Consider the following 12501-nt stretch of genomic DNA (forward strand, 5'->3'; position numbering starts at 1 on the left):
TTTAAAACAGACGTTTCCAGCGGGAACTGAACATGGCCCAGACCGATACCGTCACGCGCATTCTCGACACCGCCGAGGTGCTGTTCGCCGAGCGCGGCTTCGCCGAAACCTCGCTGCGCACCATCACCAGCAAGGCACGCGTCAATCTCGCCGCGGTCAACTATCATTTCGGCTCGAAGAAAGCACTGATCCAGGCGGTCTTCTCGCGCTATCTCGACCCCTTCACCGTGCGTTTCCATCACGCCCTCGACGAGTTAGAGGCGCGTCACGCCGGCGGCGTCATCCCGTTGGAAGAGCTGCTGGAAACCATGGCGCGAACCGTGCTCGAAGTGCCCGCCGAGAAGCACAGCCTCAAGGTCTTCATGAAACTGCTGGGGCTTGCCTACAGCCAGGCCCAAGGGCACTTGCGTCGCCACATCCAGGAAGAGTACGGCAGTGTGTTCACCCGCTTTACCGAGCTGGTGAGGCGCGCCACCCCGGAGCTGCCCGATGCCGAGCGATTCTGGCGCCTGCACTTCGTCCTGGGTACGGTGATCTTCACGCTCTCCGGCCTCGACGCGCTGCGCGACATTGCCGAGAAGGACTATCACGAGCACGTCTCGGTGCGTGACTTGATCCGTCGCCTGCGCCCGGTGGTAGTCGCCGCCATGAATGCCCCTTTGCCGCCACCTCCCGCCGCTCAGCCGGCCAAGGCGAGCTGACATGCGCACCCCTCGGCTGGAAGCATTGCCGCCCCGGGATGGGTGCTGGTTGGAGGTCGATGTCGGTCGCCAATGCCTCGTCCAGTGGCAGGGCGAGCAGCCCCAGATGGAGTGGCAGATTTCGACGGCGCTGGCGGGCACGGGGCAGCGCGAGGGCAGCGGTTGCACACCGCTGGGCTGGCACTACGTGCGGGCGGCGATCGGCGCCGGTCAGCCCGCGGGCACGGTGTTTCGCGGCCGGCGCCCAACCGGTGAAGTCTACAGCGCGGCGCTGGCCGACGCCCATCCGGGGCGTGACTGGATATTGACCCGCATCCTGTGGCTGTGCGGACTCGAGCGTGATGTCAATCGCGGCGGCGACGTCGACTCCCAGAGACGCTATATCTATCTACACGGCACTCCGCCGGACCAGCCGATGGGGGTTCCCCGTTCGCATGGTTGTATTCGCATGCGTGACGAGGCGTTGCTGGAAGTCTTCGCACTGGCACTGCCGGGCACTCCCGTCTGGCTGCACGATTGACCCAATAGGGCGACATGCCGGTTCCAACTGGGTTCGGATCGGGTGTGTCATGGATGGCTGTTGCCGTAGGCGGCTTTAGTCTAGAATCAGCTCCCTTTCATGCCCAAGGACTCCGATCATGACCCAGACCCTCGGCCCGGTGATGCTCGATCTGGAAGGCACCGCATTACGTAAGGAAGAGCGCGCACTGCTCAAGCGTCCCGAAGTGGGAGGTGTCATCCTGTTCGGCCGCAATGTCGAGCATGCGCGGCAGGTGCGGGAGCTTTGCGATGGCATTCGGCGGGTTCGCCCCGAGTTGCTGCTGGCCATCGACCAGGAAGGCGGTCGTGTCCAGCGGCTCCGCGAAGGAGTGACTCGGCTGCCCGCCATGGGCCGTATTGGCCGTGACTATGAGGTGACGCCGGAAGTGACCCTGAGGCTGTGCCTGGATGCCGGCTGGTTGCTGGGCATGGAGATGGCCGCCTGCGGGCTCGATCTCAGCTTTGCTCCGGTGCTCGATGTCGATACCGGCATTTCCAGCGTAATTGGCGATCGCAGTTTCTCCTCCAGTCCTCAGGCCGTGGCGGCCATGGCCGGTGCGTTCATTGCTGGCCTGCACGAAGCCGGCATGGCAGCGGTGGGCAAGCACTTCCCCGGGCATGGCGGCGTGGCGGCAGACTCCCACCTTGAACTGCCGGTGGACGATCGCCCCCTCGAGGCGCTTCGCCGGCACGATCTGATACCCTTTGCCGAACTCGCCCCCCGGCTCGATGGCGTCATGCCGGCCCACGTCATCTATTCCGCCTTCGATTCGCGTCCGGCGGGCTTCTCCGGTAGCTGGCTGGGGCTGCTACGCGAATCGCTTGGTTTCAAGGGCACCATCTTTTCCGACGACCTCGGCATGGCGGGTGCCGGCTTCGCCGGCGCCCCGGGCGAGCGAGCCCTGGCGGCGCTGGACGCCGGTTGCGACATGGTGCTGGTGTGCAACGACCGCGCCGCTGCGCTCGAAGCATTGGAAGCCTGCCAGGGGCGGACGACACGGCCAACGGCGCGCCTGCGCTACGGCCGGGCGCGTCCCGACATCGAGGCGCTCGAGGCCCTGGGGCGCTGGCGCCGTGTGCACGCACGGCTCGAAGCCATGGCGTCACTCTGACTTGCCTGATCGTTTCTATTCGTTTACCTGCATCTGACACGAGTCCCTCATGCCCAAACTCGAAGCCGATTTTCACGAATCCCTGGCCACCATGCGCGATGTCATGGAGAACGCCGACTGTCTGATCAGTCATGAGGAGGTTGAGCGAGCGCTGGATCGCATGGCCGAGCAGATCACCGTCGACCTGGGAGACAAGCTGCCGGTGTTCTACTGCGTGATGAACGGCGGGCTGATCACCACTGGCCACCTGCTGACACGCCTGGGCTTCCCGCTGGAAGTCGATTACCTCCATGCGACCCGCTACCGCGGCGGCCTGCGCGGGGGGGAGCTGTTCTGGCGGGTCTCGCCGGAGATACCCATGGCCGATCGCCACGTGGTGATCGTAGACGACATCCTCGACGAAGGCGCCACCCTGGCGGCGATACTCGCTTATTGCCGCGAGGCAGGAGCGGCCAGCATCTCTACCGCGGTACTGGTGGACAAGCGCCACGACCGCAAGGCGGTACCGGGGCTCAAGGCCGACTATTGCAGCCTCGAAGTGGTAGACCGCTACGTGTTCGGCTTCGGCATGGACTACAAGGGCTACTGGCGCAACGCGCCGGGAATCTTTGCTCCTAAGGGGCTTTGATTCATCCATTCAGGAATGGGTAAATCGCGTCATGCTTCCATCAAGCTGAAAATACGCTTTAACCCTTTAAAGCCGCCTTCGTTCATAACTTTTGGGAATGCATGAGCGTCTTTTTTTCGTTTGTGAAACGGGTTGGCCGTCTGCTCTCATTGAAGCCACTCAACCTTTGACGAGTGCAGACATTTATTATGAATTTTCCTCACATCAGCCAAGCCTTGGGTGTCGTGCATCCCATCTGCATCGAACGGGGGCGCAATGCCGAAGTGTGGGATGACCGCGGCAACCGTTATATCGACTTCGTCGGCGGCATCGGCGTACTTAACCTGGGCCATTCGCACCCCGTCATCATCGAGGTGGTAAAGGCACAGGTCGATACGCTGATGCATTCTGCGTTCAATGCCGTGCCGCACTGCGGCTATCTGGCAGTGGCCGAAGCCTTGGCCGCCTTCGTACCCGTTTCCTATCCGCTTTCCTGCATGTTGACCAACAGCGGGGCCGAGGCCACCGAGAACGCGCTGAAGGTGGCGCGCGCAGCGACCGGGCGTCAGACGGTCATTGCCTTCGACGATGGCTTCCACGGCCGCACGCTGGCGGCCTTGAATCTCAACGGCAAGGTCAAACCCTACAAGAACCGGCTGGGTGCCTTGCCCGGTCCGGTTCATCACATCCCCTTTCCCAGTGGCGACAGCGATGTCGACGCCGACCAGGCGATGGCCGCGTTGGAGCGTCTATTCGAGGTCGAGACGCCTGCCGATGAGGTGGCATGCATCGTCGTCGAGCCGGTCCAGGGCGAAGGGGGCTTCCGGCCGCTGTGTCGTGACTTCGCCACACGGCTGCGTGGCGTGTGCGATCGTCACGGCATCGTGCTCATCCTCGACGAGATTCAGTCGGGGTTCGGGCGAACCGGGTCGCGCTTTGCTTTCTCCCGCCTGGGAATCGAGCCCGACCTGCTGCTGATGGGCAAGAGCATGGCCGCGGGACTGCCGCTGGCGGCGGTGGCGGGCAGGGCGGAACTCATGGATGCCGTTCCCAAGGGCGGCTTGGGCGGTACCTATTCGGGCAATGCCGTGGCCTGTGCCGCGGCGCGGGCGGTAATGGCGCTGATGAGCGAGGAGGCCCTGGCCGCCTGGGGCAAATGTCAGGAGAGGCTGATCGTCGAGGCCCATCGGCGCTGGCAGGCAAGCGGCCGCTTTCCGATGGTAGGGGCGCTCAGCGGGGTGGGCGCCATGCGCGGAATCGTCTTCGAGGATACCGCCAGGGCCAGCGGCGGCGAGCATCTGGCCAGGCTGCTGACGGCGGCGCGTGAGGCCGGTGTACTGCTGATGCCGAGCGGCCGTCGGCGTAACGTGCTGCGCCTGCTGGCACCCCTGACCGCCGAGCCCGAAATCATGATGGAAGGACTCGCTCGCATTGAGCGTGGCCTGGAGTCACTCATTCAACTCGAGACCAAGGAGGCATGAAGGTGCCCGTGTCCTGTTTTCTCTCTTCCGATGACATCCGCGAACGTTTCGCCCGGGCCATGTCGACCATGTACCAGGCCGAGGTGCCCCAGTACGGGACCCTGCTCGAACTGGTCGAACGCGTGAACCGGGAAACCCTGGAGGCCGACTCCGCGCTGGCCGAGCGCCTGGCAGCCCACGGCGAGCTGGAACGCCTGGATGCCGAGCGCCATGGCGCCATCCGCGTGGGAACGGCCCAGGAGTTGGCTATGCTGCGCCGGCTGTTCGCGGTCATGGGCATGGTTCCGGTGGGCTACTACGACCTTTCCGCTGCCGGTGTACCGGTACATGCCACGGCCTTCCGCCCGATCGACGAGGCGGCGCTGGCCCGTAACCCCTTCCGGATCTTCACCTCGCTGCTGCGTCTCGAGCTGATCGAGAGCCAGGCATTGCGGGAGCGTGCCGCCGCGATACTGGCCCGGCGCGACATCTTCACCGAGGGCTGCCGTGAGTCGATCTCGCTGCATGAAGCGCAGGGCGGGCTCGACGAGGAGCAGGCCGAACGCTTCATCGCCGAGGCCTTGGAGACCTTCCGCTGGCATCGCGATGCCACGGTGGATCTGGAAACCTACGAGGCGTTGCATGCCGAGCATCGCCTGATCGCCGACGTAGTCTGCTTTCGCGGGCCGCATATCAACCACCTGACGCCGCGCACGCTGAATATCGACGAGGCGCAGCGACGCATGCCCGATGCCGGCATGAATTCCAAGGCGGTGATCGAAGGGCCGCCCCGTCGCGCCTGCCCGATCCTGCTTCGCCAGACCAGCTTCAAGGCCCTGGAGGAGGGGATTCGCTTTGCCGGCAAGCGGCAGGGCACGCATACCGCCCGCTTCGGCGAGATCGAGCAGCGCGGCATGGCGCTGACCGCCAGGGGACGGGAGCTTTACGACAGGCTGCTTGGCGATGCACGGCGCCGCACTGCCGGCCTCGACAACGAGGCGCATCAGCGCGTGCTTGAAGAGGTCTTCGCCGATTTCCCCGACGACGAGACGGTTCTACGGCGCGAGGGCCTGGCCTTCTTCCACTACCGTCTGACCGACGCTGGTGCGGCAGCAGATCGGTTGGACGGCGCTGACTTGGAGACGCTGATCGCCCAGGGGCTGGTGGAAGCTGTGCCACTCACCTATGAAGATTTTCTGCCGGTCAGTGCGGCAGGGATCTTTCAATCGAACCTGGGGGGCGGGCAGAACGAGGCCTATGCCGGCAACGCCAATCGCGAGGCCTTCGAGCAGGCTCTGGGGACGCCGGTCGCCGACGAGCTGGCGTTATATGCCGAGCGTGAGCGGATTTCTCGCGAATCGGTATTGGAGGCAATGTCGGCTGAATAGCCGTCGCCCCGAGGAAAGAAGCCGTAATGAAAAGCCGAACCAGGGGCCTGGTTCGGCTTCGCCATGCTGGTGCCTGGCCTCAGGAGGGGAAGGAGAACTGCGCTCCCTCACGAACCCCGGCCGATGGCCAGCGCTGGGTGATGGTCTTGCGCTTGGTGTAGAAGCGCACGGCATCCGGTCCGTAGGCGGCCAGGTCGCCGAACAGCGAGCGCTTCCAGCCGCCAAAGCTATGGTAGGAGACCGGTACCGGCAACGGTACGTTGATGCCGACCATGCCGACCTGAATGTTGTCGCTGAAGTAGCGGGCCGCCTCGCCGTCGCGAGTATAGATGCAGGTTCCGTTGCCGTACTCGTGATCGTCGATCAGTTTCATGGCTTCCTCCATGGAACCGGCACGAACCACCAGCAGCACCGGCCCGAATATCTCCTCCTGATAGCAGGTCATCTCGGGGGTCACACGGTCGATCAGAGTGCCACCGACATAGAAGCCATTCTCGAAGCCGGACACCTTCACTCCACGGCCGTCGACCACGATCTCGGCACCCTGGGCCTCGGCGCTGTCGATGTAGCCGCAGACCTTCTCCTGGTGGGCCTTGGTGATCACCGGGCCGAAATCGTTGCCGGCGTCGGCGAAGGAGCCGACCTTGAGGGTTTGCATCTGCTCCTGCATCTTGGCGATCAGGGCGTCAGCAGCAGCGTCGCCCACGGCGACGGCCACGGATAGTGCCATGCAGCGCTCACCGGAGGAGCCGAAGGCAGCCCCGGTCAGGGAGTTGACCACGTTGTCCATGTCGGCATCGGGCATGACGATGGAGTGGTTCTTGGCGCCGCCCAGCGCCTGGCAGCGCTTGCCGTTGGCGCTGGCGCGGCCGTAGATGTACTCGGCGATCGGCGTGGAGCCGACGAAGCTGACGGCCTGCACGCGTGGATCGTCGAGCAGGGCGTCGACGGCTTCCTTGTCGCCGTTGACGACGTTCAGCACGCCGGCGGGAAGGCCTGCCTCCAGCGCCAGCTCGGCGATGAACAGCGTCGAGCTCGGGTCGCGCTCGGAGGGCTTGAGCACGAAGGTGTTGCCGCAGGCGATGGCCATCGGGTACATCCACAGGGGAACCATGGCCGGAAAGTTGAAGGGCGTGATACCGGCGACCACGCCCAGCGGCTGGAACTCGCTCCAGGAGTCGATACCCGGTCCGACGTTCTTGCTGTGCTCACCCTTGAGCAGCTCCGGTACGCCGCAGGCGTATTCCACGTTCTCGATGCCGCGCTGCAGTTCGCCCTGGGCGTCGTGCACGATCTTGCCGTGCTCCTGGCCGATCAGTCGGCAGATCTGGTCGGCATGCTCTTCCAGCAGCTGCTTGAAGCGGAACATGACGCGGGCGCGCTTGGCCGGCGGGGTGTTGCGCCAGGCCGGGTAGGCGGCCTGGGCGGCAGCGACGGCTTCCTCGACGGTGGCCTTGCTGGCCAGGCTGACCTGGCCGCCGACTTCGCCGGTCGAGGGATTGAAGATGTCCTGGGTGCGCCCCTCGCTGTTGACGCGTGCGCCGTTGATCAGGTGGCCGAGCGTGGTCATATGCTTCCTCTCTGAGTTCTTCAGTTCGATAAGGTGGTCGACATTGGCGGAGTGCTCGGGGCTGATCCGTCGACGGGGCTGCGAGGAGGCGCCGTAAACCCTTCCATGGGGGCTACTTTTGCCATCCATGGCAAAAGACCTCCTCTTCGCCCCGTCCCCGGCGCCCCTCGTCTTCCACCGCGACTGTTCCGTTTATTCCAGCTCACCGAGCGCGTCGCCCAATGCATTCATGAGACGGTCGATCTCGTCGCGCTCGACGATGAAAGGCAGGCCGAGCTGGATGGTATCGCCGCCATAGCGCACGTAGAAGCCTTTCTCCCAGCACTTCATGGCGATCTCAAAGGGGCGCCGGGCCGGCTCGCCGGGGTAGCTTTCTATCTGCAGGGCACCGGCGAGCCCGTAGTTGCGAATGTCGCTGACATAGCGGGTGCCCTTGAGGCCGTGCAGTGCGGCTTCGAACACCGGGCTCATCTCGCGCACGCGATCGATCAGGCGGTCGTTCTCGAGCACGTCCAGCGCCGCCAGAGCCGCGGCACAGGCCACCGGGTGGCCGGAGTAGGTGTAGCCGTGGGGCAGCTCGAGCATATAGTCGGGGCCGCCCTGATCCATGAAGGTCTGGTAGATCTCGCCCTGCACGATCACAGCACCCATCGGCACCGCGCCGTTGGTCAGCTGCTTGGCCACGTTCATGATGTCCGGCACCACGCCGAACTCCTCAGCGCCGGTCATGGAGCCCATGCGGCCGAAGCCGGTGATGACCTCGTCGAAGATCAGCAGGATGTCGTGCGCATCGCAGATCTCGCGCAGCCGCTGCAGGTAGCCTTTGGGTGGCGGGATCACGCCGGCCGACCCGGCCAGGGGCTCGACGATCACCGCGGCGATGTTGGAAGCATCGTGCAGGGCGATCAGCTCCAGCAGCTCCTCGGCACGCTCGGCACCACGCTCGGGCATGCCCTTGGTGAAGGCATTCTCAGTGAGCAAGGTATGGGGCAGGTGGTCGGCATCGACGCCCTGGCCGAACAGGACACGGTTGGCGCCGATGCCGCCCAGGCTGATGCCACCGAAGTTGACCCCGTGATAGCCCTTGGCGCGACCGATCAGCTTGGTCTTGGTCGGCTTGCCTTTCTTGCGCCAGTAGGCGCGGGCGATCTTCAGCGAGGTGTCGGCGCTTTCGGAGCCAGAGCCGGTGAAGAAGACGTTGTCGAGCCCCTGCGGGGTCAGCCCGCGAATGCGGTGGGCCAGCTCGAAGGCCTTGGGGTGGCCGTACTGGAAGGCCGGGGCGTAATCCAGCTGCTGCAACTGGCGGGTCACGGCCTCGGTGATCTCGGGGCGGCCATGCCCGGCACCGCAGGTCCACAGGCCCGAGAGAGCGTCGTAAATGCGGCGACCGTCGGCGTCGGTGAAATAGCTGCCCTCGGCACCCACGATGATCCGCGGATCGCGCTTGAACTGACGATTGCCGGTATAGGGCATCCAGTAGGCGTCGAGCTGCGCCTGGCTCAGACCTGCGGCCCGTGGAGATTCCTGGACTGACATGGCTCCACCCTCTGTTGGCGTTGCTGTTGTTGGTGATATGAAGACAGGCTAGTTCGGGTCGATGCTAAGTTAAATCCAGATATTTTTAATTTCACGCAAGCGATTGCTTAACTTTCCTGTCTGGCAGCGATACCCTCGAAACCGAACGTCATGCCGTAGGGGAACGCCAATGTCACGCCGCAAGGAGGCCTTATCGGCCCAGCCCAGCGATGCCGATCTGCGCCTACTGAAGATCTACCGCAAGGTGGTCGAGTGTGGCGGCTTTTCTGCCGCCGAGGTGGAGCTGAACATCAGTCGTGCCGCCATCAGCATGGCGATGAACGATCTCGAGACCCGGCTCGGCCTGCGGCTATGCCAGCGTGGGCGCAGTGGCTTCTCGCTGACCGACGAGGGGGCGGAAGTCTACGAAGCCACCATGCAGCTGCTGGCCGCGGTGGAAGGATTTCGTACCCGGGTCAACGGCCTGCATGCCTGGCTCAAGGGCGAACTCAATATCGGCATTACCGACAATCTGGTGACCATGCCGCAGATGCATATTACCAACGCCCTTAGTGCTCTCAAGGAGCGCGGTCCGGACGTGCATATCAACATTCGCATGATCCCGCCCAGCGACATCGAGCTGGCCGTGCTGGACGGCCGCCTGCATACCGGGGTGATACCGGCACTCAAGACTTTACCGGGGCTCGATTATCTCTCGCTGTATGCGGAGACCTCGCAGCTCTATTGTGCCTCCGAGCATCCCCTGTTCGATAGCGAAGCAGTGACCGAGAAAGAGCTGGCAAACTGCGACGCCGTGGTTCCCGCCTATGCCCAGACGCCGGAGGTCAAGGCGCTGCATGAACCCCTCAGGGCCGCCGCCTCGGCCACGGATCGCGAGGGCATCGCCTTCCTCATTCTTTCCAATCGCTATATCGGCTACCTGCCGACCCACTATGCCGAGCGCTGGGTGAGCTGCGGCCGGATGCGCGCTCTGAATCCTGAGCGCTGGCACTATCTCACCCACTACAGCGCCATTACTCGCAAGGGAGCCCCACCCAACCTGGTGCTGGAGACCTATCTCGAAGAACTCCGCCACATGGTGGGTGGGTGAGGTGCGGCTGGGTGCAGGATGCGATGGAGTAATTTGAGGAACGCGAAACCCAACAGGCATGGCCTGCTGGGTTGGAGGCGTGTCCCGCGCGGTGACGGGGCGCTGATTCAACTCGCCCGTGGCGCAGGGGCGGCGTTTGTTGCAGTCATGCCAGCCGCGGCGCCCAGGTCGGTCGCGATGGCTTCGCCTTGTTCCTTCCAGAGCTGGCGCTCTTCCTCGCTGGCTCGCGGTGAGAACAGGCCGGTCTGCGCATAGATCAGGCCGATTACCGGCGACAGCCAGCAGGCGAAGGCCAGCGGGATGTAGAGCAGGTTCTCGACGTTGCCGTCGGCGATACCCAGTGCCAGGGCACTGATCACGAAGGCGCCGCCGGCGTTCCAAGGGATCAGAGGCGAGATGAGCGTGCCGCCTTCCTCGATGGCGCGCGACAGGTTCAGTGTCGAATAGCCCATGCCGCGGTAGGTGGGGGCATACATGCGGCCGGGCAGGGCAATGGAGAGGTAGGGGTCGCCGGCGACCAGGTTGGTGGAAACCGAGGTCAGGACGGCCGAGGTCTGAAGCCCGGCGAAGCTGCTTACCTTGGTCATGATGGCGCGAATGATCGCCTCCAGGCAGCCGGTCTTTTCCAACGCACCGCCGAAGCCCAGCGCGATGAGCACCAGCGAGATGGTCCACATCATCGACTGAATGCCGCCGCGGTTGAGCAGGCTGTCGATGGCTGCGACGCCGCTGTCGATCGAATAGCCGCTGTTGGCATAGGTCAATACGTCATGTACCCCGACTCCCTGCACGACCATGGCGGTAACCGCACCGGCCAGGGCGCCGGCGAACAGCGACGGGATGGGCGGCATGCGCTTGACCGCGAGCACGATGACCAGCACCGCCGGCAGCAGCAGCCAGGCCGAGATGGTGAAGTTCGCCTGCAACGCTGCCGTGATGGCATCGATCCGATCGAATGAGGCGGAGTTATCGTCGATCAGGGTGAAACCAGCGCCGAGATAGATGGCGAAGGCGATCAGCATTGCCGGGATGGTCGTCGGCATCATGTTCTTGATGTGCGAGAACACGTCCGTTCCGGTGACCGCCGGGGCAAGATTGGTGGTATCCGACAGCGGCGAGACCTTGTCGCCGAAGAAGGCGCCCGATACTACCGCGCCGGCGGTCCAGTACATCGGAATGTCGAAGCCGGCGCCGATGCCCATCAGGGCCAGGCCGACCGTACCGACGGTACCCCAGGAGGTACCCAGCGCCAGCGACACGAACGAGCAGAGCAGCATGGCCGCTGCCAGGAAGATGGTCGGCGAGAGAATCGTCAGGCCGTAGTAGATCAGGGTCGGCACCGTGCCGCTGGCGATCCACACGCCGATGATCATGCCGACGCAGATCAGTACCGAGACGGAGGGCAGCGACACGTGAATGACGTGGAAGACGCCCTCTTCGATCTGCTTCCAGCGGAAGCCGAGCTTGACCCCTACCAGCGCCGTGATCGCCAAACCGATGGCCAGCGGGATATGGGGAGTGAAATCGCCGAAATAGAACAGTTGCACCGCCAGTACCAGCAGTGTCAGGACGACGGGAGTCAGCGCCAGCAACAGGCCTGGCTGCTTGTAAGTCTTTGGATCCTTTGGACTTGTCATGTCATTACCCTGGGGTTGATACGTGTTGCTTCATCTCGTTGTTTGATCGATGTCCAGCCTGACGATCCAATATCTCAGGGATCGATAAGGTTCGGCTGGAATCGCCGGATATCCTCTTGGTCGGGCAATCATTTCCTCCCATGTTTTCCAGTTACAGCGACACCTTGCCATCGGCAGGTATTGCAGCGATCGATGTGCCGGCGGCATGGCCGCGGGGTGGCTCGTTATCGTTGTCACTTCCTGCTGGCCTTGCAGGCTCAGTATTGGCCAGAATGACTAGGAATAGGCTCCAAATAACGCTAGATTGTTTTCCTATTGGCCTTCTAAAACCCTATAAGTAGGCAATATGGCTACCAAGCTGGATCGCATCGATCGCCGTATCCTCTACCAACTGCAGGAGCATGGACGCCTTTCCATCGTCGAACTGGCCAGCCGGGTCAACCTCACCAAGACACCCTGTGCCCAGCGCGTGCGTCGGCTCGAGCAGGCCGGGATCATTCGCGGCTATCGAGCCGACCTGGACCCGGCCCAGCTCGGCGCCGGGCACGTATTGGTGGTGCTGGTGACCATGGAAAAGACCAGTGAGGATGCCCTGGAGCGCTTCAACGCGGCCGTTCGCCTTATTCCCGAAGTGCAGGGCTGCTACATGGTGGCGGGGAATTTCGACTACTTGCTCAAGGTGAGGACCCACGACATCACTCATTACCGCGCCGTGCTCGTGCAGCAGATTGGCCGGCTGCCGAATGTTCACCAGACGCACTCCTTCGTGGTGATGGAACTGGTCAAGGATGAAGTTACAGTACCGGTACCCATCGACGCCTTTCCCGAGCGGTAGCTTTCCGATGTCTCCCTAGAGACCA

Annotated in this window: 11 protein-coding genes; 8 read left to right on the top strand and 3 right to left on the bottom strand. The window is 63.6% G+C overall.

Translation table 11 applies throughout. The features are described 5' to 3' along the window. Positions 1 to 32: 32 nt before the first annotated feature. From HBJ55_RS11480 to hglS, 6 genes are all read left to right on the top strand, one after another. Entirely contained in the window at positions 33 to 701 is a 669-nt protein-coding gene (locus HBJ55_RS11480) for a TetR/AcrR family transcriptional regulator (RefSeq protein ID WP_167114528.1), read from the top strand. 1 nt (position 702) lies between these two features. After that, the gene (locus tag HBJ55_RS11485; protein WP_167114530.1) at positions 703 to 1221 is read left to right on the top strand and encodes a L,D-transpeptidase; all 519 of its coding nucleotides are present in this window, start codon (positions 703 to 705) and stop codon (positions 1219 to 1221) included. Between the two features lie 118 nt (positions 1222 to 1339). Next, positions 1340 to 2353 carry a beta-N-acetylhexosaminidase gene (gene nagZ / locus HBJ55_RS11490; protein WP_167114533.1) on the top strand — a complete coding sequence of 338 codons (1014 nt, stop codon included), beginning with the start codon at positions 1340 to 1342 and terminating at the stop codon, positions 2351 to 2353. Between the two features lie 49 nt (positions 2354 to 2402). Continuing rightward, positions 2403 to 2981 carry a hypoxanthine-guanine phosphoribosyltransferase gene (locus HBJ55_RS11495; protein ID WP_167114536.1) on the top strand — a complete coding sequence of 193 codons (579 nt, stop codon included), beginning with the start codon at positions 2403 to 2405 and terminating at the stop codon, positions 2979 to 2981. A gap of 188 nt (positions 2982 to 3169) precedes the next feature. After that, positions 3170 to 4441, top strand: a complete 1272-nt coding sequence (locus HBJ55_RS11500; protein WP_167114539.1) for a 2-aminoadipate transaminase — start codon at positions 3170 to 3172, stop codon at positions 4439 to 4441. 2 nt (positions 4442 to 4443) lie between these two features. Continuing rightward, positions 4444 to 5808 (top strand): 2-oxoadipate dioxygenase/decarboxylase HglS, encoded by a 1365-nt coding sequence (hglS, locus tag HBJ55_RS11505; protein WP_422674189.1) that lies wholly within the window; start codon positions 4444 to 4446, stop codon positions 5806 to 5808. A gap of 79 nt (positions 5809 to 5887) precedes the next feature. Here the strand turns inward: hglS and HBJ55_RS11510 are convergent, their stop codons facing one another. Together HBJ55_RS11510 and aptA are read right to left on the bottom strand one after the other, a co-directional pair. Beyond that, complete coding sequence (locus HBJ55_RS11510; protein ID WP_167114544.1) at positions 5888 to 7378, bottom strand: CoA-acylating methylmalonate-semialdehyde dehydrogenase; 1491 nt, start codon at positions 7376 to 7378, stop codon at positions 5888 to 5890. Positions 7379 to 7570: 192 nt separating this feature from the next. Continuing rightward, entirely contained in the window at positions 7571 to 8914 is a 1344-nt protein-coding gene (gene aptA / locus HBJ55_RS11515; RefSeq protein ID WP_167114547.1) for an omega-aminotransferase AptA, read from the bottom strand. Between the two features lie 169 nt (positions 8915 to 9083). On the opposite strand from aptA, the gene HBJ55_RS11520 reads away from it, so the two are divergent. Continuing rightward, entirely contained in the window at positions 9084 to 10004 is a 921-nt protein-coding gene (locus HBJ55_RS11520) for a LysR family transcriptional regulator (protein WP_167114550.1), read from the top strand. A gap of 107 nt (positions 10005 to 10111) precedes the next feature. On the opposite strand, the gene nhaC is transcribed toward HBJ55_RS11520, so the two are convergent. Continuing rightward, positions 10112 to 11641: a Na+/H+ antiporter NhaC gene (gene nhaC, locus HBJ55_RS11525; RefSeq protein ID WP_167114553.1), complete on the bottom strand. Its 1530-nt coding sequence runs from the start codon at positions 11639 to 11641 to the stop codon at positions 10112 to 10114. A gap of 346 nt (positions 11642 to 11987) precedes the next feature. Here nhaC and HBJ55_RS11530 point away from each other — a divergent pair, with 346 nt between their 5' ends. Then, the gene (locus HBJ55_RS11530) at positions 11988 to 12476 is read left to right on the top strand and encodes an Lrp/AsnC family transcriptional regulator (protein ID WP_206022515.1); all 489 of its coding nucleotides are present in this window, start codon (positions 11988 to 11990) and stop codon (positions 12474 to 12476) included. The last annotated feature ends 25 nt before the right edge of the window (positions 12477 to 12501 follow it).

It is taken from the genome of Billgrantia bachuensis (genome assembly GCF_011742165.1).
Taxonomy (GTDB): Bacteria; Pseudomonadota; Gammaproteobacteria; order Pseudomonadales; family Halomonadaceae; genus Halomonas; species Halomonas bachuensis.